Source organism: Nocardiopsis exhalans (assembly GCF_024134545.1).
Taxonomy (GTDB): Bacteria; Actinomycetota; Actinomycetes; order Streptosporangiales; family Streptosporangiaceae; genus Nocardiopsis; species Nocardiopsis exhalans.
On the sequence record NZ_CP099837.1, the window covers coordinates 4,016,496 to 4,040,218 of the forward strand.

Consider the following 23,723-nt stretch of genomic DNA (forward strand, 5'->3'; position numbering starts at 1 on the left):
CAGGAACCTCAGCCACAACTTCCGTCCGACGGATCAGACACGGCTGTCCACAAGGCAGTCGCGCGGTTCCCAGCGCCCGACCACCGGGACCCGGGGCCGACCTGACCGTCATGTCCGGCCGAAAGGTGCGCTACATGCTCAGCGCTGACGCCGTCCCCCAGGAAGGGGGCATCGGCGCGACCATCGAGAACGCCGTCGATGTCGTCTTCAACCCGATCGCCACCGTGCTCAGCGACGTGGTCTTCGCCAAGGTCACGATCTTCGGCGCCCAGTTCCCGTGGATCGTCGCCTGGCTCGTCGCCGCCGGTGTCGCACTCACCCTGTACTTCGGGTTCGTCCAGTTCCGCCACCCGATCACCGCCATCAGGATCGCCCGCAAGGGCCTCGGTAACGGCGCTCCGGGCGAGGTCACCCACTTCCAGGCGCTCACCGCGGCCGTCTCCGGCACCGTGGGCCTGGGCAACATCGCCGGTGTGGCCATCGCGGTCACCATCGGCGGCCCCGGTGCGACCTTCTGGATGATCCTGGCGGGCCTGCTGATGATGGCCGTCAAGTTCGCCGAGTGCACCCTGGGCGTGAAGTACCGCGAGTTCGGCCCGGACGGCAAGGTCAGCGGCGGCCCCATGAAGTACCTGGCCAAGGGGCTGGCCGAGCGCGGCATGGCGGGCATCGGCAAGGTCCTCGCCGGTCTGACCGCCGCTTTCATCCTCATCTTCGCCGTGGCCGGCGGCAACATGTTCCAGGCCAACCAGACCCTGGAGCAGCTGCGGACGGTCACCGGCGGCGAGGAGGGCCTGCTCGGCGGCAGCACCGGATCGTTCGTCTTCGGTGTGTTCCTGGCGCTGCTCGTGGGTGTCGTGGTCATCGGCGGCATCACCAGCATCACCAAGGTCACCAGCAAGCTCGTTCCGAGCATGACGATCGTCTACGTGCTCGCCTGCGTCGTCGTGATCGGCATGAACATTCCCATGCTGCCCGACGCGGTCGGCCAGATCATCAGCGGCGCGTTCTCCCCCACCGGTGTCGCGGGCGGCGCCCTGGGTGCCATGATCATCGGCTTCCAGCGGGCGGCCTTCTCCAACGAGGCCGGGATCGGCTCCTCCCCCATCGCGCTGGCCACCGTCAAGACCAACTACCCGGCCAGCGCCGGCCTGGTCGCCATGCTCGGCCCGTTCCTGGACACCGTCGTCATCTGCACCATGACCGCGCTGACCATCGTCATCGCCTCCCCGCAGTCCTGGATCGCGGCGCGTGAGGCTGCCGCCGCGGGCGAGCCCCTGCCCGGCGGTGTGAGCCTGACCTCGGACGCCTTCGGCACCGTCCTGCCGTGGTTCCCCTACGTCCTGACCGTGGCGGTCGTGCTGTTCGCCCTGAGCACCGTCATCACCTGGAGCTACTACGGCCTCAAGGGATGGACGCACCTGTTCGGCGAAGGCAAGCGCAGTGAGCGGATCTACCTGGTCATCTACTGCGTGTTCCTGGTCATCGGCTCCGTCCTGACCCTGGGCGCGGTCCTGGACATGGCCGACGCCCTGGTGTTCGCCGCGGCGCTGTTCAACATCATCGGCCTCTACCTGCTGGCCCCGGTCGTCAAGAAGGAGCTGGCCCGCCTGCTCGCCCACCTGCGCGGCGAGGGCGAGAAGGAGCCCGCGAAGGCGGACGACAAGCCCGAGGGCCCCGCCGAGGAACTGGTGAAGTAGCCGGTACCGCCTCGGTGCTCCGCACCACTCCGTGAGAGTGCCCGCCCGGTCCCCGACCGGGCGGGCACCGGTGTTCCCGGAGCCATGGGCATTTATCATCCGGGCCCGGATGACTACTCTCGCCCCATGGACACCGACGAACACCTGATCCGGGAGGCCTCACCCGAAGACCTCGGCGCGGTGGTGGCCTCCGTCAGCGGACTCTTCGCCGAGGACGGCGCCCGACACGACCCGCACGCGGACCCCTCCTGGCCCGAGCGGGAGGGTGCCGAGTACTACGCACGGCTGCTCTCCTCCCCCGACGGCCTGGTCCTGCTCGCCCTCACCGGGCAGCGGCCCGTCGGTCACCTGGTGGGACGGCTGAACGGTCCCGATCCCCTGCGGCCCTCGGTACGGGGAGCGGAACTGGAAAGCATGCGGGTGGCCCCCCAGGCACGCGGCAGCGGGGTGGGGTCGGAACTGATGCGCAGCTTCCTGGCCTGGGCTGCCGAGCGCGACGTCAACGAGACCCGTGTCCGCGCCTTCGCCGCCAACACCGGCGCACAGCGCCTGGTTCAACCACGAACGCGTCCACAGCTACCTTGAGGGCCTGAGCCCGGTGCAGTACCGAGCTCAGGCCCTGGCGGCCTAACCTTTAGTTAGCCGGTCCAACTATCGGGGACCAGTTCAAGGCCCGGGTCCGAATGAACCGGTCCCCAGGGGCCTGCCGGGTCTCCTCGCTTCGAAGTGCCCTCCGAGCGTCAGGGTTTGCGTGCCACTCCGCAGTACTGGTCGACCTCGGTGGCCTTGCCGACCTCGGTCCGCGCCGGTTTCCAGAAGGGTGCGGAGACGACGCCGGGCTCCACCAGGTCGAGTCCGGTGAAGAAGCCCTCGATCTCCTTGGGGGTACGCAGGTGGTAGGGGATCGCCGCGGTCTCGTTCCAGCGGCGGGCGGCCTCGATCATCGGCTCGCTGGTGGCCGTTCCGTCGCACATGGCCAGGAAACTGTCCGAGGGCAGCGCGTCCACGTAGGCTCCCACCGCGGCGTAGGCCACTTCGTTGTCGGGGGTGTGCCCCATCGTGCCCAGGATGGTGAGGGCGATCGGCTGCGAGAAGTCCAGGTGGTCCCGGGCGGCGGAGAGCACGGTCTCCGGCTCGTGCAGGTCTGCGTCGACGTAGCGCACCTCGCTCAGGCCGTCGCCGGTCAGCAGGGCGCGGGCGTGGGCCAGCACCATGGGGTCGTTGTCAACGTAGACCACCCGGGACTCAGGGGCCACCGCGTGGGCCACCTCGTGGGTGTTGTTGTGGGTGGGCAGCCCGGTGCCGATGTCCAGGAACTGGCGGACCCCGCACTCCCTGGCCAGGTAGGTGACGGCCCTGATGAGGAACTGCCGGTCGGCGCGGGCGGCACCGACCATCTCGGGGTAGGCCTGGAGCACGTAGTCACCGACCTCGCGGTCCACCGGGTAGTTGTCCTTGCCTCCCTGCCAGTAGTTCCACACCCGGGCCGAATGGGCCTTGGTGGTGTCGATCTGGGGGAGCTGCTCACTCATGGGGGCGCCTTCCTCGGGGAGTTGACGCCAGCATTCTCGCGTTCCCGGCAAGCGGGGACAAATCCGCGGCCCCGATGGCCGGCACGGGGTCAGCGGAAGACACCGAGTGTGGAGGGGGCGGGTGGGCGGCGGTGCGCTGTGCACCACCGCCCACCCGTTTGCGTGTCCTGGTCCTGTCTCGGCTACCGCGCGGGCAGGATGCGGCCGGTGACCTCGCCGAAGTCGATCCGGGTGCCCTCGGGGCCCGGGGCGGTGGCGGTGATGGTGACCTCGTCGCCGTCCTCCAGGAAGGCGCGCTCGGTGCCGTCGGGCAGTCGGAGCGGCTCCTTGCCGGACCAGGTGAGCTCCAGGAAGCAACCGCGCTGGGCGACCTCGGGGCCGCTGACGGTACCGGAGGCGTACACGTCACCGGTGCGCAGGGAGGCGCCGTTGACGGTCATGTGCGCGAGCTGCTGCGCCGCGGTCCAGTACATCTGGGAGAAGGGCGGGTTGGAGATCAGGTGACCGTTGAGCCGCACCTCCAGGCGCAGGTCCAGGCCCCAGGGCTGTGAACCCTTGAGGTAGGGCAGCGGTTCGGGGTCCTGGGCGGGCTGTTCGACGCGGGCCGACTCCAGGGCGCTGACCGGGACGATCCACGGGGAGATCGAGGTGGCGAACGACTTGCCCAGGAACGGACCCAGCGGCACGTACTCCCAGGCCTGGAGGTCGCGCGAGGACCAGTCGTTGAGCAGGAACACGCCGAACACGTGGTCGGCGAAGTCGTCCACCGCCACGCGCTCGCCCATCGGGCTGGGCGTGCCGACGACGAAGCCGACCTCGGCCTCGATGTCCAGGCGGGCCGAGGGGCCGAACACCGGGACGGGTTCGGTCGGGGGCTTGCGCTGGCCGGTGGGGCGGACGATGTCGGTGCCCGAGACCACGACGGTGCCCGAGCGGCCGTGGTAGCCGATGGGCAGGTGCTTCCAGTTGGGGGTGAGCGGCTCCTGCTCGGGGCGGAAGATGCGGCCCACGTTGGTGGCGTGGTGCTCCGAGGCGTAGAAGTCCACGTAGTCGGCGACGGTGAACGGCAGGTGCAGCGTCACCGAGGCGCGCTCCACCAGGTGCGGACGTACGGCGGCCTCGTGGGCGGGGTCGGTGAGCCAGGCGGTGACCGCCGCGCGGACCTGGTCCCAGACCGGGCGTCCGGCGGCCAGGAGGGCGTCCAGGTCGGGCCCGGAGACGGTGTCGGCGAAGGGCGCGTCGAGGGCGCGGGCGGCCGCGCCCAGCTCCAGCACCTGGTCGCCGATCGCCACACCCGGGCGGGTGGTGGGGTCGTCCCCGGTGGAGAACACACCGTAGGGCAGGGTGGCCGGGCCGAACTGCGCGTCCGGGGCGATGTCGAGCCAGCTGTCGGGCATGGAGTGGAGCTTTCTGCGAGTGGGTGTGGCGGGCGGATACGGCAGGCGAGCGGGTGCGCTCAGAGGTTGAGCGCGCCGAGGACCACCAGGTCGTCCAAGGGTTCGACGATGCTGCACGTACCGAAGGAGCGGAAACTGGAACGCACGCGTTCCACCTGCTCGGGGGTGAGCGCAGCGGCTCGGGCGGCCAGGGCACGGCCGTCCCGGTCGGCGAGGACCTCGGCGGCCCTGTTCACGTCTCCCCCGGTGGTCAGGGTGTGGGTGGCCAGCAGCACATTGAGGAACCCGTGCTGTTCGAAACCCTCAGCGGTGGTGTGCCGGACCGCGTGGTGCAGTCCGGCGGTGCACTTGAAGGACACCCCCGCGCTGATCGCGGCGGCCAGCAGCGCGGCGAGTGCGGTCTCGCTCGGGTGCGCCTCGGCCTTGACCCCGCCGGTGCGGAACTTGGCGTGGGCGCCGGTGCCAGCCAGGGCCTCGATGTCGGCGGCGGCCTTCTCGCCCCGGGCGACCTCCACGTAGCCGTCGGCCCCGGGCTCACCGCCGTCCGCGGAAAGGGCCTTGACCACAGCGGCGGCGGTGTCGGCGGCCTCCCCCGGGGCTGCCGCGACCTCCACTCCGGCCAGGCTCAGCGCCGGGTCGGAGCGCACGGCGTCCACCGCCGCGGCCACGCTGTCGGCTCCGCCGGGCATGGTGACCACCAGCGCGAGCGGTTCACTGACGGCCTCATCACGGGAGAGCACCGTGCGCAGTTCGGCCAGACGGGCGTCCGAGACCAGAAACGGACCCACGTAGGGAGAGCGCCGGGAGGCCCGGTACGCCCGGTGGGCGGGGATCGCCTCGCCCATGGGCGCGTTGCCGGGCGGGAACAGGGCGGCGTCGTCGAACAGGGCCCGGTACAGGGCGGGTCCGGAGTCGCGCACGGTTACCCCTTCCCCTGTTCCCGCTGCTCACGCTGGCCCTTGGCCCAGGTCCAGGCATAGCTGCCGTCGTCCACGGCGGTGCCGCCCTCCCCCAGGTCCAGCGGGCGGAAGGTGTCGACCATGACGGCGAGCTCGTCGAAGGACTGCACGCCCACGCTGCGCTCGTATGCGCCGGGCTGGGGGCCGTGCGAGTGGCCGCCGGGGTGCAGGGAGATGGAGCCCTGCCCGATCCCCGAACCCTTGCGGGCCTCGTAGTCGCCGCCGCAGTAGAACATGACCTCGTCGGAGTCCACGTTGGAGTGGTAGTAGGGCACTGGGATGGACTCGGGGTGGTAGTCCACCTTGCGCGGCACGAAGTTGCAGATGACGAAGTTGTGGCCCTCGAACACCTGGTGGACGGGCGGCGGCTGGTGGATGCGTCCGGTGATGGGTTGGAAGTCGTCGACGTTGAACACGTACGGGTACAGGCAGCCGTCCCAGCCCACCACGTCGAAGGGGTGCGTGGGGTAGGTGTAGCGGGTGCCGGAGATCCCGCCGGGGCCGTCGCCGCGGTGCTTGATGAGCACGTCCACGTTCCGGCCCTCGACGAGCAGCGGCTCGGAGGGTCCGCGCAGGTCGCGCTCGCAGTAGGGGGCGTGCTCCAGGAGCTGGCCGTAGCGGGAGAGGTAGCGCTTGGGCGGGGCGATGTGGCTGTTGGCCTCGACCACGTAGGCGCGCAGCGGCTCGTCGCCGGTGGGCACCCAGCGGTGGGTGGTGGCGCGCGGCAGAATGACGTAGTCGCCGCGGCCGACGTCCAGGGCGCCGAACACCGTCTCCACCCGGGCGGTCCCGGACTCGATGTAGACGCACTCGTCGCCGATGCCGTTGCGGTACAGCTGCGAGGGGACTCCGGCGACCACGTAGGAGATGCGCACGTCGCCGTTGCCCAGGACGAGGCGGCGGGACTCGACGACGTCGGCTGCCTTCCAGTCCTGGCCCTGGAAGAGGTCGTGCAGCTTGAGGTGACGGGGCACCATCGGGGCGTTGCGCTTCAGGGACTGGTCGGGGACCTCCCACTCGGCGGCGTCGACGATGGCCGAGGGGATGGCGCGGTGGTACAGGAGCGAGGAGTCCGCGGAGAAGCCCTCCTCCCCCATCAGCTCCTCGTAGTACAGGCCGCCGTCGGGGTTGTGGTGCTGGGTGTGGCGGGTGCGGGGCACCTCGCCGACCTTGCGGTAGTACGCCATGCCGGGGTCCTCCTCTGTGGTCGGTCGGGTCAAGTGGTCGGGTCGGCTGGGTCAGGCCGGAACGGTGTCCTCGGTGTCCGCGGTGTCGCTGGCCGGGTGGCCCAGGGCGGTGCGGACCGCTGCCCGGACGGCTTCGGGGTCGGTGCCGGTGACGACCGCGGCGACGTGGGCGTCGGGGCGTACCAGCCAGACCTGGCCGGGTTCGGTGGCCAGGGCGCGGCGCAGGGCTCCGGTGGTGTCGATGTCGTCGAGGTGCAGCGTGGTGACCGGGGCCGGGGTGGCTCCGGTGGCGGTGGCGTGCACGACGGCGCGCAGGGCCTCCCGGTCGGCCGGGTCCCCGCCACTGCCCGCTCCTTCCCCGGCCACGCCTTCGCCGGAACCCAGCAGCAGAGTGAGCCCTTCCCGCAGCAGCGGCCGCAGGCGCTTGATTTCAGGCCGTTCGGCCACGGTGACGGGGGCGTCGGGCAGAATCACGCCGGGGCAGGGCGCGGGCGCCTGGCCGCGCGGGGGCCGACCGCCGAAGGGGCGTTCGGGGCAGGCGGTGGTCAGTGCGGATTCGGTGTACCAGAACGGCTCGGCCAGCCGCCCGGAGTCCACGTTCGGGTGTGCGTCGGCGTCGGTGACGGCCTGCTTCAGCACACTGATCCGCCGCTCGCGGGCGGCCTCGTCCTGGGGCACGAGGAAGCGCATGGTGGCGCTGGTGACGTCGGCGTTCTCCAGGGCGGCCGCGTGGCGTTCGGTGTGGTAGCTCTCCAAGAGCTCCTCCCCCGCCCAGCCGTCGCGGACGTAGGCGAGCTTCCAGGCGGCGTTCTCGGCGTCCTGGACCCCGGAGTTGAGGCCGCGGGCGCCGAAGGGCGCGACCAGGTGGGCGTTGTCCCCGGCGAGCAGGATGCGCCCGCAGCGCATGCGGTCGGTGACACGGGTGTGGAAGCGGTACACCGAGTGCCACACGATCTCGTAGGGGGTGTCGCCGATGATCTGGCGGATGCGGGCGTCCAGGCGGCCGCTGGACTCCTCGGCTTCGAGGTCGAAGTCGGAGGGCACCTGCCAGTCGATGCGAAAGACCGAGTCGGGGCAGGGGTGGATGAGGACCTGGCGGCCGGGGTTCCACTCGGGGTCGAAGTAGAAGCGGCGTTCGCGTTCCCAGTCGCCGAGGTCGGCGCGGATGTCGCAGATGAGGAAGCGGTCGTCGAAGCTGGTGCCGGAGAAGGAAAGGCCCAGGGCCTTGCGGACCACCCCGCCGTGGGCACCCATGCAGGACAGTGCGTGGGAGCCGCGCAGGCGCACCGGCCCGTCGGCGGTCGCGCACTCGACGGTGACCCCGTCGGCGTCCTGGTCGATACCGGTGACCTCGTGGCCCCAGTTGATCTGGACCCCGGCCTGTTCGAGGAGGTCGTCGAGGACCTCCTCGGTGCGGGACTGGGAGATGTTGACGAAGGAGGGAAGGGAGGAGGCACCCGGGTCGGGCAGGCGCACGCTGAACAGCTCGTGCCCCTGGTAGAAGGTGCGGGCGGTGTCCCAGGTCAGCCCTTCGGCGATGATGCGGCCGCCGCCGAGCCAGTCCCAGACGTCGAGGACGTCGCGCTGCTGGCAGATGGCCTTGGAGCCGACGGCGTCGCGTTCGGGGCGGCCGTCGACGACCAGTACGGGGACCCCACGGCGGGCCAGCAGCAGGGCGGCGGTCTGGCCGACCGGGCCCGCGCCGAGCACCAGGACTGGGTCGGTGTCGGTGTCAGCCGGGGTGCGGGGCGCTGGGGGGCGCATGGGTGGCTCCGTTCGTGGGGCGCCCCGTACGGGCGCGGTGGGCGGTGGAGGGCGGCGCGGGGATCAGCCCTGGAGCTGGTCCCAGACCTCGCGGTCGCGCTCGGCGGTCCAGATGACCGGGCGCTCGATGCCGCGGAACTCGTCCCACAGCCGCGAGACGTCGAAGGGCAGGCAGTGCTCGAAGATCGGCCAGTGGCCGTAGTCGTCGACCAGGGCGGCGTGGGTGGCGGTGAAGGCCTCCTTGAGGGTGCCGCCGCGCTCGTGGACGGCGCCGACCTCGCGGATCATCACGTCGAGGAAGTTACGGGTCTGCTCGATGGCGGCGTCGACCTCCTCGCGGCCCCGGCTGACGGCGCCGCGGCCGCCGACGAGCATTTCGGCCTGGAGGGCCTTGACGCTGTCGAGGGTGGCCCCGGCCCAGTCCTTGTGGAAGGCGTCGCCGGTGTAGAGGGCGGCCTGGGCCTCGACGAGGTCACCGGCGAAGAGGATCTTCTGCTTGGGCAGCCAGGCGACGATGTCGCCCTCGGTGTGGCCGCGGCCGAAGTACTCCAGGACCAGTTCGCCGCGGTCGCCGCCGAGGTCGATGGTGGTGCGGTCGGCGAAGGTCTGGGTGGGCCAGGTCAGGCCGGGGACGGAGTCGGCGTCCTTGGCCAGGCGGGGCATGCGGCCGAACTCGCTGGCCCAGTCCTCCTTGCCGCGCTCGCGGATGAGCTCGTGGGTCTTCTCGTGGGTGAGGATGACGGTGGCGTCGAAGGCGCTGGCGCCCAGGACGCGGACCGCGTGGTAGTGCGAGAGCACCAGGTAGCGGATGGGCTTGTCGGTGTGCTCGCGGAGCTTGGCCAGCCACTCCTTGGCTGCGGTGGGGGTGGCCAGGGCTTCGAAGGCCACCACGAAGTCCTCGCCCTCGATGGCGCCCACGTTGGGGTCGCCCTCGGCGGTGAGGGCGTAGACGCCGTCGGCCAGGACCTCCAGGGTCTGCTCCTTGACCTCGGTGTCGGCGGATGAGGCGAACGGCTTGGCTGCCATGGTCAGACCCTTCACTCGTCGCGGGCGGCTGCCGCCACCCAAATAATCAAACGTTTGATGAATCTGACCATAACGTGCTCCGCGCCACATCGCCAAGAGGCGCACGACCACTCGACCCGTGATGCAGATCACACATCCAGGCTACTCGTCGGCACCCTGGACCCGAGGGGCGAACACTCACGACCGGACATCCCAGCGGCCCCCTCCGGACGGAGACAACCGGAGAACAGCGAAGCAAAGGGGAGGCAAACGCAGGACACGGCCTCGTACTAGGCTGGTCCACGTGACTCACAACACCGCACCCCCTGACGAACTCACCTTCTGGTCATTCGTGGACTACGCGGTGCACAAGGCCGAGAAGGAGCTCCCCTCGGTCAACGCCGAGGCCATGCGCATGGTCCTCACCCTCAACCGGGCGACCAGCATGGTCATCTACGACCTGGAGTCCTCCGTTCACCGCCCCCGGGGCTGGACCTGGCCGGGGTTCCGTGTGCTCTTCGCGCTCTGGCTGGCCGGCCCCATGGAGGCCAAGACCACCGCCGAGATATCCGGCATGAGCCGCGCCGCACTGTCCGCCCTGCTCAACACCCTCGAACGCGACGGACTACTCAGCCGCGAACGCGCCACGCACGACCGACGGGCCCTCCAGCTCAGCCTCACCGAAGCCGGATACGGGGCGATCCTGGGCGTGTTCCGCGCCCACAACCGACGCGAGAGCGCCTGGGCCGAGGCCCTCGAACCCGAGGAGCGCCTCGAACTGGTCCGTCTGCTCAACAAGCTGATGGCCGGGTCCACCGACGCCCAGGCCAAGTTCCGCAGCTAGGCCACCACAACCAGGCCACCAGCGGAAAACGACGAATGGCCCCCTCCCACGCCGGAATTGGCCCTTGAGCGCGTGACCCGCGCCTGTGAGCATCGGCGGCATGGACCGCACCGGACGCGCCCGCCTGCGCGAAGCACAGAGCCAGTTCTCATCCGAGAACACCTACCTCAACACCGCCACCCACGGGCTGATCCCGCACACCGCCCGACTGGCCCTGGACCGGAACACCCATGAGGTGGCCACCGGCGGGTTCTGCCCCGGCGCCGTCGACAGCGTCGTCGACGCCGCCCGGACCGCCTACGCCCGCCTGGTCGGGGTCACCGCCGACCGGGTCGCCGTGGGCACCCACACCTCGCAGTTCGTCGGCACGGTCGCCGCGACCCTGCCGCCGGGGTCGGAGGTCCTGCTCGCCGAGGGCGAGTTCACCTCGATCGCCTTCCCGTTGATGAACCGGCTGGAGCACGGGGTCCGGGTCCGCGAGGTCCCCCTGGACCGCCTGCCCGACGAGGTCGGACCGACCACCACCCTGGTCGCGGTCGCCGCCGTCCAGTCGGCCACCGGCCAGATCGCCCCGATCGAAGAGCTGCGCAGCGCCTGCGCCGACCACGGCGCCCGACTCCTGCTCGACACCAGCCAGTCGGCGGGCTGGCTCTCCACCCCACTCGACGGTGTGGACTACATCGTGTGCAGTACGTACAAGTGGCTGCTGGGCCCCCGGGGAGGGGCCTTCCTCACCGGGACCGACGAAGCCCTCGCCGAACTCTCACCCCTGGCCCCCGGCTGGTTCGCGGGCGCCGACCTGTGGGACTCGCTCTACGGCGGACCGCTACGCCTGGCTGAGGGAACCCGCCGCCTGGACCTGGCCCCGGTGTGGTCGGCGTGGATCGGCCTGGCCCCCGCCCTGGACCTGCTGAACGAGGTCGGGGTGGCGACCGTCCACGAACACGACGCCGCCCTGGCCGACCGGTTCCGGAACGCGATGGGGCTGGCGGAGACGGGCTCGGCGATCGTGTCCCTCCCGGTGCCTGGGGGAACCGCCGAACGCCTCGCGGAGTCGGGCGTCGCCGCCGCCGTCCGAGACGGGCGGCTGCGGGTGGGCTTCCACCTGTACAACACCGAGGAGGACGTGGACCACCTGGTCAAGGCACTGTCCGAGAACAGGTGAGCTCCGGGGCCGACGGCACGGCCCCGCCCGGAGCCCCCTGCGGGCCCCGGGCGGGGCCAGGGCTGACCGGCCTTCCGGTCAGGACGCCGGGGAGATGACGAAGACGGGGATGAGCCGGTCGGTCTTCTCCTGGTAGTCGGCGTAGGGCGGGTAGGCCGCCACCGCCCGGTCCCACCAGCGCTGGCGCTCCTCGCCCTCCACCTCGCGGGCGCGGGCGGCGAAGGGTTCGGGGCCGTCCTGGAGGGCGACCTCGTCGGGGGCCGCGCGCAGGTTGCCCACCCAGGCGGGGTCCGAGGGCGCGCCGCCCTGGGAACCGATCACCGCGTACTCGCCGTCGTGCTCGACCCGCATGAGGGCGGACTTGCGGACCTTGCCGCTGCTGCGGCCGCGCGTGGTGAGGATGACGACCGGCATGCCGGTGTCCATGAGGGTGTTGGCCTCGCGACCGCCGCTGCGCTCGTACTGTTCTACCTGGTCGCGGACGAACTTCGACGGGCTCGGCACGTACTCGCCCGGCAGGATGCTACTCGTGGTCATCGCGCTCTCCCTGGGGTTGGGCTACGGGGTCCGTCCCGATCGTGCCACGTCCGCCTCCGGCGGGGCAGGTCCGACATGCCTCAGAAGATCACCCCGCACAGGGGCGCGCGGGGCACACGCAGCGCGGTGTCGAGCAGGTCGGCGGCGCCCGGGGCGTGTTCGGTGACCGTTCCGGCCGCCACCTTGGCACCGACCGTGAACTGGCCCAGGAAGGCCGCCCCCAGGTGGGCGGCGTCCAGGGACAGGTCCGGGGCGTCCAAGGCGGGCTCGCAGGTGGCACCGGAGCGGTCCGCGCGCAGCCGCCAACGGCCCTGGTTCCATGGCGCGTGCCGGTCGGTCACCTCGATCACCACGTCCACCGGGGCCGCGTAGGAACGCTCGGCCAGAGCACCGGGCAGGTCCACCAGGCGGATCCACAGCGCGACGCGCGGCCTTGCCTCCAGGCGCATGGGGTCGGCGGCCAACGTCCAGAGCGGGTCGTCCACCGGAAGGTGCTCGAAGTTGACCCGGATGACCAGGTCGCGGGTGAACAGGTGCTCGTAGACGGCGGCCCGGGCGGCCGGGGCGGTCGCGGCCACCTCGCGGACGTCCAGGACCCCGCGCAGGTTGCCGTCCGCCACCGGGACCCGGTGGCTCCGGTACAGGGCGTAGCCCACCGGTGTGCGGGCGTCGTGGACGACCACCGCCCTGAGCGGCCCGGACTCCCCACGGGTCTGGGCATCGTCCCGCAACAGCCGGTCCCACCAGGACTCGTCGCGCTGGTAGTCACCGGGCCGGGTCGGGGCGACGGCCCGGTGTACCCGGGCCAGGTCCGCCCGGGCCTCCTGAGGCGGGGCGAGCACCGTGGTGAGCGAGGGGTCGCGCGGCACCTCCGAGGACAGGATGTCCTGTGGACGGTCCACGCTCACCCGGTGCTGGATCGAAGCGGCGCCGTAGCCGAACCGCCCGTAGATACCGCCCTCGGAGGCCCACAGCGCCGCCACCTTCTCACCCCGGTCACGCGTGTCCGCGAGCTGGCGGCGCATCAGGGCGCTGAGGACCCCCTGACGACGGCGGGTGGGCCACACCCCGACCGCGGTCACCCCCGCCACCGGGCGCGGCCCGCCGGGCAGGGTCATCTCGAAGGGGAAGGCGTTGGTGCTGCCCACCGCCTGCTCTCCGTCCCAGGCCACCAGGACGCGCTCGTACCCCTGGGCGTCCATCAGGGGCCGCCACCGCTCCAGGAAGGAGGCGGGGTCGCCGGGAAACAGCAGGCTCTCGTGGAGGACCGGGGCGACGGCGGCGTACCCGTCCCGGTCGGTCCCGGTCACCTTCCATTCGGGGCGCTGATCGGTCATGTTCTCTCCTCAAGGTTGCGCTGGGAAACCCTGCCTGTCCGGAACTCTGCCCTAGAAACCCTGGCCGCAGAAGGGCGCCTCGGGGCGGAAGAGAGCGGTGTCCAGGGCCGCCACCGCGCCCGGGGTTTGCTCGATGAGCAGACCGTTGCGCAGGAAACCGGTGAGGGTGTTCGCTCCCAGGTAGACGGCGCCCAGGTGGGACACGTCCAGGGACACGTCGGCGGCCTCCGAGGTGGCCTCGCAGGTCGCGCCCGAACCGTCCGCGCGCAGCCGCCAACGGCCCTCGTTCCACAGCGCGTGCCGGTCGGTCACCTCGATCACCACGTCCACCGGGGCCGCGTAGGAACGCTCGACCAGAGCTCCGGGCACGTCCACCAGGCGCAGCCACAGGGAGTCGTCGTACTTGGTGACCAGGCGACGGGGGTCAGCGATCAGGTACTGAAGGGGGTCGTCCTCGGCGGTGGCCTCGAAGACCAGCCGGGTGACGAGGTCGCGGCTGAACAGGTGCTCGTACAGGGCGGTCCTGGCTTCCGGGGCTGCGGCGACCATCTCCTCCACGTGCACCTCGGAGGCGGGGTTGGCGTCCACCCATTTGTTCAGGGTCCGGTACAGGGCGTATCCCACCGGCCCGTCGGGGCCGTAGGCCACGGCCGCCTTGAGGTAGCTCTTGCCGTCACGGGACTCCGGGGTGTCGCGCAGGGTGCGGTCCCAGAAGGCCGGGGAGCGCTGGAGACGGCCGCTCTGCTCCGCGGCGACGGTGGCGAAGACCGGTTCCAGGTCGGCGCGGACCCGGGAGGCCCGCAGGAGTTCGACGGTCAGAGCTGGGTCGCGGGGCGCGTCGGGGCGCAGCCGGGCGTGGGTGCCCTCAAGGGTGGTCCCGTACTCGTCGGTGGCTGGCGCGTAACCGTAGCGGCCGTAGATGGTGCCCTCGGAGGCCCACAGGATGGCGATCTTCTCGCCGCGCCGGTGGATGTCGGAGAGCTGGCGACGCATCAGGGCGGTGAGAATCCCCTGGCGACGACGGGTGGGCCACACCCCGACCCCGGTCACCCCGGCGGCGGCCTGGGTACCTCCCGGAACCGTCATCTCGAAGGAGAAGGCGTTGACGGAGCCGATGACGCGTTCACCGCCGATGACGCGCTCGTCCTCAGCCCCCGTGACCTGGCCTGGCCAGTCCGTCTCGGCGACCAGCAGCAGCCGTTCGAAGCCGTCCTCGGCCAGGATCGGCGTGAGGCGTTCGAAGGAGGTCTGACGGTCGTCCGTGACCACGAGGGCCTCACCGACGACCTCGACGACCGCGCGGAAGTCGTCCTTACCTCCTGCCCGGAGTACCCAACCGCGTTCGGCGAACCCCTTCGGCGCCGTCGCCGCCTGCTCCGGCTGTTCGGCCTGACTCATACTTTCGTTCTCCCTCGGGTTCTGCCGTACCCAGCAGTGTTCGGACCGGGTCCGCCCCGGCCGACCGGCGCCGGCTTTTTGTACCAGTCGGCCGGTCGGGGCGGCCAGCGATTTTCCCGACGGTGGCGCTGTGGGCGGCTAGAAGATGACCCCGCAGAAGGGCGCGTCGAACCGGTGCAGGGCCGCGTCCAGACGGGCGACCGTGCCCGGGGTGTGCTCGGTGATCAGGCCCGCGCGCAGGAAACCGGTGAGCGGGGTCTGGCCGAGGTGGGCGGCGCCCAGGTGGTGCACGTCCAGGGACAGGTCGGGTTCGGCATCGGTGAGCTCGACCCGCGCGCCCTCGGTGTCGGCCTTGATCCGCCAGCGTCCGGCGTTCCAGGGGGCGTGGCGGTCGGTGACGGCCAGGATCCCCTCGAAGGGCGCGGCGTAGGGCCGCTCCGACAGGGCTCCGGCCAGGTCCACCAGGCGCACCCACAGAGAGGGGTAGTGGGTGGCCACGGCCCGGCCGCGGTCCGGGAGCAGGTGGTGCAGCGGGCAGTCCACGGGCAGGGTGGGCAGGAAGACCTTGACGACCAGGTCGCGGCTGAACAGGTGCTCGAACAGGGCGGTCCAGGCGGCCGGGGTGGTGGCGGTGATCTCCTGGACGTGTACTTCGCCCTGGGCGCCGCCCTCGTACCACTTGGCCTTGGTCCGGTACAGGGCGTAGCCGAGGGGGCCTTCGGCGTTGCCGACGACGGCCGCGATCAGCGGCCCCTTGTCCTCGCGGCGGCTCGGGCCGTCGAACAGGGCGCGGTCCCACCAGGGCTTGGTGCGGCGGAACTGGCCGACCTGGTTCGCCGAGACGGCCTCGTGCACGCGTTCGAGGTCGGTGCGCACCCGCTCCGGTTCGCGCAGGACGACCCGCAGGTCCGGGTCCCGGGGTGCGTCGGCGCGCAGGGCGCTGTGCGGCCGGGTGAGGCTGGTGTCCAGTTCCGTGCAGGCGTTGCCGTAGCCGAAGCGCTCGTAGATGGAGCCCTCCGAGGCCCACAGGGCGGCGTAGCGCACCCCGTCGGCGTGGATGTCGGCGAGCTGGCGGCGCATGAGGGCGCTGAGCACCCCCTGTCTGCGGTGGGTGGGCCACACGCCCACGCCGGTCACCCCGGCCACGGGGACGCGGCCGCCCGGCATGGTCATCTCGAAGGGGAAGTGGTTGGTGGTGCCGATGACCTCCTGGTCACCCTCGGCTTCGTCCACGGCGACCAGGAGCCGTTCGTAGCCCAGGGCGTCGTGCAGCAGACGCATCCGCTCCAGCATCGAGTCGATGTCCTCGGGGATCAGCAGGGCCTGCCCGAAGACCCGGCCCGCCTCGGCGAACTCGTCCGCGTCGCTGTGCCGTACGGTCCAGTCACGCTTCGACGGGCTGCTGGGGTCCACCCTCTGGTTCTCACTCATGGGAAAAGGCATATCAGCGGTCCCGGAGCGGTGGCCAATGGTTTTGTCAGCGGTCGGGGCGGACTAACGGGTCTCAGAAGAGCTGCCCGCAGAAGGCGGCGCGGGGTACGTGCAGGGCGGTGTCCAGGCGGGCGGCCGCGCCGGGGGTGTGTTCGTGGACCAGCCCGGCCTCGACCAGGGCCGACACCGAGCGCTGCCCCAGGTGGACCGAGCCCAGGTGGACCACGTCCAGGGACAGGTCGGCGGACCGGGGGACCCGTTCGCAGGCGGCGCCGTCGCGGTCCGCGCTCAGGTGCCAGGTGCCGGTGTTCCAGGGGGCGTAGCGGTCGGTGACGGCCATGGTCACCTCGACCGGGGCGGCGTAGGGGCGGTCGGTGAGGGCGCGGGGCAGATCGACCAGGCGGACCCGGAGGGAGCCGCTGGTCTGCTCCACCAGGCGGTTGCGGTCGGCGACCAGGAGGGTGAGGGGGTCGTCGGCGGGCAGTGCCGAGAAGGCGATGCGGGTGACCAGGTCCCGGGAGAGGAGGTGCTGGTAAAGGGCGACCCGTGCGGCGGAGGTCGCGGACACGACCTCCTTGACGGTGACCAGGGAGTCGGTGCCGTCCTCGGACCATCCGTTGGTGGTGGCGTAGAGGGCATAGCCCAGAGGCCCGTCGGGGCCGCTGACCACCGCGGCCCAGGGGGCGCCGTTGCCGAGGATGCGTCCCCACCAGGAGTCGCCCCGCTGGAACTGGCCGATGCGGGTGGCGGCGGCCTCGCGGTGCAGCCGGGCCAGGGTCGGGCGGGCCTGTGCGGAGGGCAGCAGTTCGACGGTGAGTTCGGGGTCGCCCTGCGCGGCGGGACTCAGCATGGCGTAGGGGGCGCGGATCCGGGCGGAGAGTTCGAAGGCGGCCAGGCCGAAGCCGTAGCGGCCGTAGATGGCGCCCTCGGAGGCCCACATGGCGGCGACCGCCTCGCCCCGGGCGTGGATGTCGGTGAGCTGGCGGGTCATGAGCGCGGTGAGGATCCCGCGGCGGCGGTGGGTGGGCCACACCCCGACCCCGGTGATCCCGGCGACCCTGCGCGGCCCGCCGGGCAGGGTCATCTCCAGGGTGTAGGAGGCGGTGGTACCGACCATGCGTTCGCCGTCCAGGGCGACCAGGATCCGGTCGTGTTCGGCGAGCGGGTGTTCGCGTTCGGTGGTGAGTTCGTCCTCGGCGGAGAGGATCATGGGCTCGGCGTACACCCCGACCACGTCGGGGAACTCCTCGGGGGTGACGCCCCGAACGGTCCAGGGCGTGTCACGGGGGTGCTGGGGGGCTCGCTGTGCGTCCATGGCCTCACTTTTGCAGCCGTGACGTCAGCCGGGCCATCTGTTTTTGCGGGGCACACTCCCGGGAGCACAGCCTCGCGCGGGCAAATTCGGGTCGCGGAAGGCGCCAAGACGGTTGACCGGGCCGCTGCGGCATCCGACGATGGCTGCTCGCGCGCCGGGATCCCACCGCCGTGCCGCCGACCGCCGGACGGGGTACCCGCAATGCCCGACGCACCGCAGGACAGCAGTGGACGACCGTCTCCCGTGGTCCCCGAGGGGGTGGGCTGCGCCGACCTGGTGGACGCGATGGTCCGCCTGCACGGGCATCGCGCGGACCTGCTGCCGCTGACCAGTCCCACCCCGGGGCGGCCGCTGTTCGGCCGCGCCGCGACCATCGCCTACCTGCCCTTCCGGGACGACTTCGCCGAGGGCAACCGGCTGGGTTTCGCCGGGTGGTTCTACCGTGCCGTGGGCGAGGAGCCGAGCGGCGGGGTGCTGGTGCTCTCCAGCGGCGGCTACCCGGACGCCTCCCACGGGGGCGCCACCAAACTGTCCCGGCTGGCCAACCACGGGCTGGCGGGGCTGCTCACCGACGGGCGCCTGCGCGACCTCGACGAACTCGGCGCGAGCGGGCTGTCCGTGTGGTGTTCGGGTGAGGCCACCCGGTGGGGCGGGGACACCGTGGCTCCCTACGCCGCGAACGTCCCGGTCCAGGTGGGCGGGGTGACGGTTACGCCGGGCGACTTCGTCTACGCGGACCGGTCGGGGGCGGTGGTCGTCCCCGCCGCCAGCCTGGACCGGGTGCTGGCCGAGGCGCAGAAGATCCGCGAGACCGACCTGGGTTTCCTGTCCTCCATCCGCGATGAGGACCCCGAGGCGCTCCGCCGGGGCCAGGACAGCAGCACCGAACGTTGACCGCCCCGGGAAGGCCCGTTCAGGATCGGGACCGGGTTCCAGATCCGGGTTCCCTGGCGCATAAGGCGACCCGGGGTAGGGCAGGCTCCAGTTGTGACGAAACGACAGACCACTACCTCTCCCCCGCCCCTTCCCTCTGCCGCCGCGTCCGCCCTGGTCGTGGGGGTGGACGCCGGTGGCACCACCACCCGCGCCCTGGTGACCACCCTGGACGGTGAGCGCCTGGGCGAGGCCCGGGCTGGCGGCGCCAACCCCAACACCCACGGCCCCGAGCACGCGGCCGAACAGCTCACCGAGGCGATCGGCACCGCGCTGGACCGGGCCGGGCCCAGCGCGCGCGATGCCGTGGCGGCGACCGTGGTCGGGCTGGCCGGGTACTCCGGTCTGCGCGACGAGGCCGTCCGGGCCAGACTGGAGCGTGCGCTGGGCAAAGCCGGGCTGGCCACCAGCGGGCAGGAGTTCACCGGTGACGACGCCATCGCCTTCGCCGCGGGTACCGCCGAGCACGACGGTACCGTCCTGATCGCCGGGACCGGAGCGATCGCCACCCGGATCGAGGACCGGCAGCGCAGCCGGTCCGCGGACGGTATGGGCTGGCTGATCGGTGACGAGGGTTCGGCGTTCTGGATCGGACACCAGGCGGCCAAGGAGACGGCCCGCCAGCTCGGCCGCGGCGGAGAGCTCAGCCCGCTGGCCCGCGCGGTGGCCAAGCGGGTCATCCCCGGACAGCGTCCGAGCGGCCCGGATCAGTGGCCCGAGGAGCACGCCCGCGACTTCGCCCGGACCCTCACCGCGGCTCCCCCGATCAGCCTCGCCGAACTCGCCCCGCTGGTCACCGAGGCGCACGCGTTCGAGGACGGGGCGGCCGTGGTGATCGTGAACGCGGCCGCGGGCCACCTGGCGCAGTCGGTGCATCAGGTGCGGGTTCCGGGCGAGCCCCTGCCCGTGGTGCTGTCTGGCGGGGTGCTCACCTACTCCGCGCCGGTTCGGGAAGCGCTGACCCACAAGCTCACCATGGGGACCGGGGCGCCGGTGATACTGGCCGGATGCACCGCCGGGGGCGCCGCCTGGCTGGCGGCGCTGCGCGCGGGAGCCGACGAGCGTGATGTGGACCTGCACGGAGTGTTCACCCGCTCCGGGGATGACCGGGTCGGGGCCTGAGCGGGACAGGGCACAAACGAGTCGCGACCTGGTCTGCCCGGGGCTACCAGGGTCAGAGCCCAGCGGGGCCGGGTGGCCCCGGCGGGTGCTCATTCCCCGTCGGGTCCGCCCAGCCCGGCCAGGTAACGGTCAAGGGTGGAGGCGAACACCTGGTCGTCTATGGTCGCGGGGTCCACGGCCGCGATGGCGTCGGCCAGCGGGGCGTACTCGGGGCCGTACTCGTGCGGGGCCGCGACGAACCCGGTGCTGAAGGGGACGATGATCGATCCCATGACGATGTAGTCGACGGCGAGCACGATCTCCAGGGCCTGGGCGCGGGACCATCCGGCCTTGGTCAGGGTCTCCACGGCGGTGGAGTAGTACCGCAGGGATGAAGGGGTGTTGACGGCGCGGCGGGCGATCACCGCCGCCGCGTTGGGGTGCGCGAGGAAGGCCTTGCGGTAGACGCCGGCGAAGCCGCGCAGCGCCTCCCGCCAGTTCTGGTCGTGCAGGAGTGTCAGGTCCACCTGGGAGCTGATCAGTTCGGTGACCAGGTCGAGGATCTCGGACTTGGACCGGACGTGGTTGTAAAGCGAGGAGGCCTTCACGTCCAGCCCCCGGGCGACCTCGCGCAGGGTGAGCGCTTCCTCGCCCCGCTCGTCGAGCACGGCGAGCGCCGTCTCGGCGATCACCGTGCGGCTCAGGACCGGTCGTGGTCCGCTGTTCATCGTTGCCGCCAGCCCATCCGCACGTTTGACCGTCATTTTCACCGTGAGGCACTTCACAACCGCCCCCAGCACCATCTACGGTAGCAACTAACAACGTTAGTCATAAGGAGACCCGGCCATGCATCCAGACGATCAGGCGGAGCTGGAGCGCCGTATCCGCATCATCGAGTCGCCCGGATACCACGACCCCGCCCACGCCGACCTGCCCGTCTTCGACCTCGCGCTGATCGCGGTGGCCGTGACCGCGGTGAGCACCCTGATGCTGTGGTGGGGGCTGACATGAGCCAGACATCACGCTCCGGCTCTCCCGCCGCACCCCTGCCCCCGGTTCCCGCAGGCGGGGGCCACGGCGGTGACACCAGCGGACTCCCGCTGCTGCGCGGCGAGCGCACCTGGGGTTTTGGGAGCTTCACCTCGGTCAACGTCAGCATGGCCATCGCCACCTGGGCCTTCCTCACCGGCGGCAGCATCGCCCTGTTCGTCGGCGCCCAGGCCGCGGTCGCCACGATGGTCGTCGGCAACCTCGTCGGGGTGGTCCTGGTCGCGCTGACCACCTGTATCCCCTCCGCCAAGTACGGGGTGGAACAGTTCGTGGCGCTGCGCAGCGTCTTCGGCCGCAACGGCGTCCGACTCCTGCTCGCGGTCCTGATGCCCTGCCTGCTGGCCACCTGGAACGCCATCCTGGCGATCATGATCGGCCGCGCGCTGACCAACGTCTCCAACGCGCTCCTGGGCACCGAGCTGCGCCAGGACTCCCCCGTGGTGATCGGGCTGTGCCTGCTCGCCCTGGCCCTGGCCTGGATCCTGCTGCTACGCGGTTCCAGCGCCGTGAGCCGGGTCAACAACCTGGTCGCCCCGGTCCTGGCCGTGGTCACCCTGCTGATGCTGGCCGTGATCCTGCGCGAGCACGGCCCGGCCGAGCTCGCCGCCCTGGCCCCGCTCGACCCCGTGGGCCTGCCGCTGCTGGACTACACGATCGCCCTCGAACTCTGCCTCGGCGCGGGCTTCTCCTGGTGGGCCATCACCGGAAACCTGGCCCGGCTGACCCCCACCCCGAGGGTGGCGTTCTGGCCCAACCTCATCGGCCTGTTCGCGGCCAGCACCGTGGCCGGACTGGTCGGCTGCTTCGCCGCCCTGGCCTTCGACTCCAGCGATCCCACCACGTGGCTGATCCCGATCGGCGGGGTGGCGCTGGGCTCGCTGGCGCTGCTCTTCGTCGCCTTCGCCAACCTCACCAGCATGCTCGGCCAGACCTACTCCGGCGCCCTGTCCGTGCAGCGTCTGCACCAGGGGTTGCGGCGGCTGCCCTGGTCCGTGCTGGCCGCGCTGCTGCTGGTCCCGGCGGCCGTGATGGTGTTCTTCCCCGGCGGGGTCTACGACCTGTTCTTCCGGTTCCTGGCACTGGTGTCGCTGGTGATCGCGCCCCTGTGCGCGGTGTACTTCGCCGACTTCTACCTGCTGCGCCGCCGCACGCTGCACCTGCGCGACCTCTACACCGACGACAGCGAGTCCCGCTACGGGTTCTGGCGCGGGTTCAACCCGGTCGCCTTCGTCTCCGTGGCGGCGGGCACGCTCACCTACCTGTCCCTGCTCAATCCCTTCACTTTCGAGAGCGCCGCGCTCTTCCCGTACCTGACCGCCTCACTGCCCGCCTTCGCCGCCACGGCGCTGGTGCACGTGCTGCTGACCAGGACCGTCGTCCGACCAATGAACAAGGGAGGCTACCGATGAGCCCCGCACCCGATCTCCTCATCCGCGGCGCCCGGATCCGCACCATGGACCACGACCGCCCCGCCGCCACCGCCGTCGCCGTGCGCGCGGGCACCATCGTCGCAGTGGGGGACGACACCGACGTGGTCCCGCTGGCGGATCGCCGAACCGAGGTGGTCGACGGTCGGGGCCTCACTGTCACGCCCGGCCTGGTCGACTCCCACCAGCACCCGGTACTGGCGCTCTCCAACGCCCGGGGGGTGGACCTGACCGGGATCGAGGACCTCGATGTCCTGCGCGCCGCGTTGCGCGCCCACTGCGCGGACCTGCCCGCGGACGCCTGGGTGATCGGCTACGGCACGGAGTACACCGCGTTCTCCCCCCGTACCCCGCACCGCGAGGACATCGACGAGGCCGTGGGCGGGCGACCCGCCCTGCTGTCCATGATCGACGTGCACAACGCGCTGCTGAGCAGCGAGGGGCTGCGCCGCGCGGGGATCACCGGGCCGGTGGAGTTCGCCGACCGCTCCTCGATCGACGTGGACGGGGACGAGCGGCCCACCGGCTACCTGTGCGAGATGTCGGCGGTGTTCCTGGCCCGCGAGGCGATCCCCGCGATGGACGTGCAGACCAGTGCCAGGGAGCTGCGGCGCGTACTGGCCGAGCAGAACGCGCTGGGCCTGACCGGGCTGCACATCCTGGACCTGGTCCCGCAGACCGTGGAGGTCCTGGAACTGCTGGACCGGCGCGGCGAACTGCCCGCCCGCGTCCTCCTGGCCCCCTGGGCGCTGCCCGGTCAGGTTCCCGACACCCTGGAGACCGTGCGCGAGCTCCAGTCCCGATCCGGCCACCTGTGGCGAACCGCCGCGGTGAAGTTCCTGCTGGACGGCACCATCGACGGCGGTGCGGCCTGGCTGCACCACCCCGACTGCCAAGGAGAGGGCAAGCGGCCCCTGTGGCGCGACCCCGAGGGCTACCGCCTGGCCGTGCAGGCGGTAGCCGGGCTGGGCCTGCCCTCCTTCACCCACGCCATCGGAGACCAGGCGGTCACCTACGCCCTGGACACCTACGGCCAGGTGGGGCGGCCCGCGCTGGGGCGGCACCGGATCGAGCACGCCGAACTGGTCCGTGACGAGGACGTGCCCCGCTTCGCCGAGCTGGACGTGGTCGCCTCGATGCAGCCCACCCACATGGACTGGACGCTGCCGGACCTGTCCGACAACTGGTCCGCGCGGGTGGGCGCCGAGCGGCACACGCGTGCCTGGCGGTACGGCGACATCGTCGCGGCGGGCGGCCGGGTGGCGCTGGGTTCGGACTGGCCGGTGGCGGCCTTCGACCCGCGCCCGGTGATGGCCGGGGCCCGGCTGCGCCGCCCCGCCGGAGACCACGAACGCGGCGCGGTCGGCTCCTCCCCTTCGCTCACCCCGGCTCAGGCCCTGGCGGGGTACACCCGCTGGGCCGCCTACGGAACGGGCGAGGAGGAGAGTGCGGGGGTCGTGCGCGAGGGGGCCCGCGCCGACCTGACCGTCTTCGCCGGTGACCCGCTCACCACTGGAGCCGACGAGCTTCCGGACCTGCCGGTGGCCCTGACGGTGGTCGACGGGCGGGTGGTGCACCGGGGTGCGGGCCAGGGGTAACGGCCCGGGCCCCGCCGGACCGGCTCCAGCGTGATCGACTCCG

At 71.7% G+C, this 23,723-nt stretch carries 21 protein-coding genes and 1 pseudogene; 10 read left to right on the forward strand and 12 right to left on the reverse strand.

The annotated features are described in order from the left end of the window. The first annotated feature begins 110 nt into the window (after positions 1 to 110). From NE857_RS17780 to NE857_RS34715, 3 genes and pseudogenes are all read left to right on the forward strand, one after another. Positions 111 to 1,700: an alanine/glycine:cation symporter family protein gene (locus NE857_RS17780; RefSeq protein ID WP_254416786.1), complete on the forward strand. Its 1,590-nt coding sequence runs from the start codon at positions 111 to 113 to the stop codon at positions 1,698 to 1,700. A gap of 126 nt (positions 1,701 to 1,826) precedes the next feature. Beyond that, a pseudogene (locus NE857_RS17785) lies at positions 1,827 to 2,243 on the forward strand (GNAT family N-acetyltransferase); the annotation flags it as partial. Continuing rightward, positions 2,212 to 2,331: an IS3 family transposase gene (locus NE857_RS34715; protein WP_425572167.1), complete on the forward strand. Its 120-nt coding sequence runs from the start codon at positions 2,212 to 2,214 to the stop codon at positions 2,329 to 2,331. The pseudogene NE857_RS17785 and the gene NE857_RS34715, both read left to right, overlap by 32 nt. Positions 2,332 to 2,440: 109 nt before the next feature. Here the strand turns inward: NE857_RS34715 and NE857_RS17790 are convergent, their stop codons facing one another. The 6 genes from NE857_RS17790 to NE857_RS17815 all read right to left on the reverse strand — a co-directional run bounded on the left by NE857_RS17790 (position 2,441) and on the right by NE857_RS17815 (position 9,565). After that, complete coding sequence (locus tag NE857_RS17790; RefSeq protein WP_254416788.1) at positions 2,441 to 3,232, reverse strand: SAM-dependent methyltransferase; 792 nt, start codon at positions 3,230 to 3,232, stop codon at positions 2,441 to 2,443. 182 nt (positions 3,233 to 3,414) lie between these two features. After that, positions 3,415 to 4,629 carry a fumarylacetoacetase gene (gene fahA, locus NE857_RS17795; protein ID WP_254416789.1) on the reverse strand — a complete coding sequence of 405 codons (1,215 nt, stop codon included), beginning with the start codon at positions 4,627 to 4,629 and terminating at the stop codon, positions 3,415 to 3,417. A gap of 59 nt (positions 4,630 to 4,688) precedes the next feature. Beyond that, positions 4,689 to 5,549 carry a hypothetical protein gene (locus NE857_RS17800; protein WP_254416790.1) on the reverse strand — a complete coding sequence of 287 codons (861 nt, stop codon included), beginning with the start codon at positions 5,547 to 5,549 and terminating at the stop codon, positions 4,689 to 4,691. Between the two features lie 2 nt (positions 5,550 to 5,551). Then, on the reverse strand, positions 5,552 to 6,775 hold the full coding sequence (locus NE857_RS17805; protein WP_254416791.1) for a homogentisate 1,2-dioxygenase: 1,224 nt from the start codon (positions 6,773 to 6,775) through the stop codon (positions 5,552 to 5,554). Between the two features lie 51 nt (positions 6,776 to 6,826). Beyond that, positions 6,827 to 8,539, reverse strand: a complete 1,713-nt coding sequence (locus tag NE857_RS17810; RefSeq protein ID WP_254416792.1) for an FAD-dependent monooxygenase — start codon at positions 8,537 to 8,539, stop codon at positions 6,827 to 6,829. Between the two features lie 63 nt (positions 8,540 to 8,602). Then, positions 8,603 to 9,565, reverse strand: a complete 963-nt coding sequence (locus NE857_RS17815; RefSeq protein WP_254416793.1) for an MBL fold metallo-hydrolase — start codon at positions 9,563 to 9,565, stop codon at positions 8,603 to 8,605. A 283-nt stretch (positions 9,566 to 9,848) separates the two neighbouring features. Between NE857_RS17815 and NE857_RS17820 the strand changes: the two genes are divergently transcribed. Both NE857_RS17820 and NE857_RS17825 read left to right on the forward strand, forming a co-directional pair. Then, positions 9,849 to 10,388, forward strand: coding sequence for a MarR family winged helix-turn-helix transcriptional regulator (locus NE857_RS17820; RefSeq protein ID WP_017580455.1), 540 nt, complete (start codon positions 9,849 to 9,851; stop codon positions 10,386 to 10,388). A 100-nt stretch (positions 10,389 to 10,488) separates the two neighbouring features. Further along, the gene (locus NE857_RS17825) at positions 10,489 to 11,553 is read left to right on the forward strand and encodes an aminotransferase class V-fold PLP-dependent enzyme (RefSeq protein ID WP_254416794.1); all 1,065 of its coding nucleotides are present in this window, start codon (positions 10,489 to 10,491) and stop codon (positions 11,551 to 11,553) included. A 78-nt stretch (positions 11,554 to 11,631) separates the two neighbouring features. Here NE857_RS17825 and NE857_RS17830 read toward each other — a convergent pair whose 3' ends face one another. The 5 genes from NE857_RS17830 to NE857_RS17850 form a co-directional block, all read right to left on the reverse strand. After that, a complete protein-coding gene (locus NE857_RS17830; protein WP_254416795.1) occupies positions 11,632 to 12,090 on the reverse strand; it encodes a nitroreductase family deazaflavin-dependent oxidoreductase in 459 nt (152 codons plus the stop codon). An 80-nt stretch (positions 12,091 to 12,170) separates the two neighbouring features. Next, entirely contained in the window at positions 12,171 to 13,427 is a 1,257-nt protein-coding gene (locus NE857_RS17835; protein ID WP_254416796.1) for a GNAT family N-acetyltransferase, read from the reverse strand. Positions 13,428 to 13,478: 51 nt separating this feature from the next. Continuing rightward, positions 13,479 to 14,825 (reverse strand): GNAT family N-acetyltransferase, encoded by a 1,347-nt coding sequence (locus NE857_RS17840; RefSeq protein ID WP_254416797.1) that lies wholly within the window; start codon positions 14,823 to 14,825, stop codon positions 13,479 to 13,481. Between the two features lie 138 nt (positions 14,826 to 14,963). Continuing rightward, complete coding sequence (locus NE857_RS17845) at positions 14,964 to 16,256, reverse strand: GNAT family N-acetyltransferase (protein WP_254416798.1); 1,293 nt, start codon at positions 16,254 to 16,256, stop codon at positions 14,964 to 14,966. Between the two features lie 73 nt (positions 16,257 to 16,329). Further along, positions 16,330 to 17,571: a GNAT family N-acetyltransferase gene (locus tag NE857_RS17850; protein WP_254416799.1), complete on the reverse strand. Its 1,242-nt coding sequence runs from the start codon at positions 17,569 to 17,571 to the stop codon at positions 16,330 to 16,332. Positions 17,572 to 17,772: 201 nt separating this feature from the next. On the opposite strand from NE857_RS17850, the gene NE857_RS17855 reads away from it, so the two are divergent. Further along, the gene (locus NE857_RS17855) at positions 17,773 to 18,465 is read left to right on the forward strand and encodes an RraA family protein (protein WP_254416800.1); all 693 of its coding nucleotides are present in this window, start codon (positions 17,773 to 17,775) and stop codon (positions 18,463 to 18,465) included. Between the two features lie 165 nt (positions 18,466 to 18,630). Beyond that, positions 18,631 to 19,626: an N-acetylglucosamine kinase gene (locus tag NE857_RS17860; protein ID WP_254422020.1), complete on the forward strand. Its 996-nt coding sequence runs from the start codon at positions 18,631 to 18,633 to the stop codon at positions 19,624 to 19,626. A gap of 89 nt (positions 19,627 to 19,715) precedes the next feature. Here the strand turns inward: NE857_RS17860 and NE857_RS17865 are convergent, their stop codons facing one another. Then, the gene (locus NE857_RS17865) at positions 19,716 to 20,333 is read right to left on the reverse strand and encodes a TetR/AcrR family transcriptional regulator (protein WP_254416801.1); all 618 of its coding nucleotides are present in this window, start codon (positions 20,331 to 20,333) and stop codon (positions 19,716 to 19,718) included. Between the two features lie 118 nt (positions 20,334 to 20,451). Here NE857_RS17865 and NE857_RS17870 point away from each other — a divergent pair, with 118 nt between their 5' ends. The 3 genes from NE857_RS17870 to NE857_RS17880 are packed head-to-tail and all read left to right on the forward strand — an operon-like array spanning position 20,452 to position 23,680. Further along, on the forward strand, positions 20,452 to 20,616 hold the full coding sequence (locus NE857_RS17870; protein WP_254416802.1) for a hypothetical protein: 165 nt from the start codon (positions 20,452 to 20,454) through the stop codon (positions 20,614 to 20,616). After that, positions 20,613 to 22,064 (forward strand): cytosine permease, encoded by a 1,452-nt coding sequence (locus NE857_RS17875; protein ID WP_254416803.1) that lies wholly within the window; start codon positions 20,613 to 20,615, stop codon positions 22,062 to 22,064. The genes NE857_RS17870 and NE857_RS17875 overlap by 4 nt, the downstream gene beginning before the upstream one ends. Continuing rightward, complete coding sequence (locus NE857_RS17880; protein ID WP_254416804.1) at positions 22,061 to 23,680, forward strand: amidohydrolase; 1,620 nt, start codon at positions 22,061 to 22,063, stop codon at positions 23,678 to 23,680. The genes NE857_RS17875 and NE857_RS17880 overlap by 4 nt, the downstream gene beginning before the upstream one ends. Positions 23,681 to 23,723 lie beyond the last annotated feature (43 nt).

Coding starts and splice junctions, on each gene's coding strand:
- NE857_RS17780 (WP_254416786.1), top strand. CDS start 111: ATGTCCGGCCGAAAGGTGCGCTACATGCTCAGCGCTGACGCCGTCCCC.
- NE857_RS17790 (WP_254416788.1), bottom strand. CDS start 3,232: ATGAGTGAGCAGCTCCCCCAGATCGACACCACCAAGGCCCATTCGGCC.
- fahA (WP_254416789.1), bottom strand. CDS start 4,629: ATGCCCGACAGCTGGCTCGACATCGCCCCGGACGCGCAGTTCGGCCCG.
- NE857_RS17805 (WP_254416791.1), bottom strand. CDS start 6,775: ATGGCGTACTACCGCAAGGTCGGCGAGGTGCCCCGCACCCGCCACACC.
- NE857_RS17810 (WP_254416792.1), bottom strand. CDS start 8,539: ATGCGCCCCCCAGCGCCCCGCACCCCGGCTGACACCGACACCGACCCA.
- NE857_RS17815 (WP_254416793.1), bottom strand. CDS start 9,565: ATGGCAGCCAAGCCGTTCGCCTCATCCGCCGACACCGAGGTCAAGGAG.
- NE857_RS17825 (WP_254416794.1), top strand. CDS start 10,489: ATGGACCGCACCGGACGCGCCCGCCTGCGCGAAGCACAGAGCCAGTTC.
- NE857_RS17830 (WP_254416795.1), bottom strand. CDS start 12,090: ATGACCACGAGTAGCATCCTGCCGGGCGAGTACGTGCCGAGCCCGTCG.
- NE857_RS17835 (WP_254416796.1), bottom strand. CDS start 13,427: ATGACCGATCAGCGCCCCGAATGGAAGGTGACCGGGACCGACCGGGAC.
- NE857_RS17840 (WP_254416797.1), bottom strand. CDS start 14,825: ATGAGTCAGGCCGAACAGCCGGAGCAGGCGGCGACGGCGCCGAAGGGG.
- NE857_RS17845 (WP_254416798.1), bottom strand. CDS start 16,256: ATGAGTGAGAACCAGAGGGTGGACCCCAGCAGCCCGTCGAAGCGTGAC.
- NE857_RS17850 (WP_254416799.1), bottom strand. CDS start 17,571: ATGGACGCACAGCGAGCCCCCCAGCACCCCCGTGACACGCCCTGGACC.
- NE857_RS17855 (WP_254416800.1), top strand. CDS start 17,773: ATGCCCGACGCACCGCAGGACAGCAGTGGACGACCGTCTCCCGTGGTC.
- NE857_RS17865 (WP_254416801.1), bottom strand. CDS start 20,333: ATGAACAGCGGACCACGACCGGTCCTGAGCCGCACGGTGATCGCCGAG.
- NE857_RS17870 (WP_254416802.1), top strand. CDS start 20,452: ATGCATCCAGACGATCAGGCGGAGCTGGAGCGCCGTATCCGCATCATC.
- NE857_RS17875 (WP_254416803.1), top strand. CDS start 20,613: ATGAGCCAGACATCACGCTCCGGCTCTCCCGCCGCACCCCTGCCCCCG.
- NE857_RS17880 (WP_254416804.1), top strand. CDS start 22,061: ATGAGCCCCGCACCCGATCTCCTCATCCGCGGCGCCCGGATCCGCACC.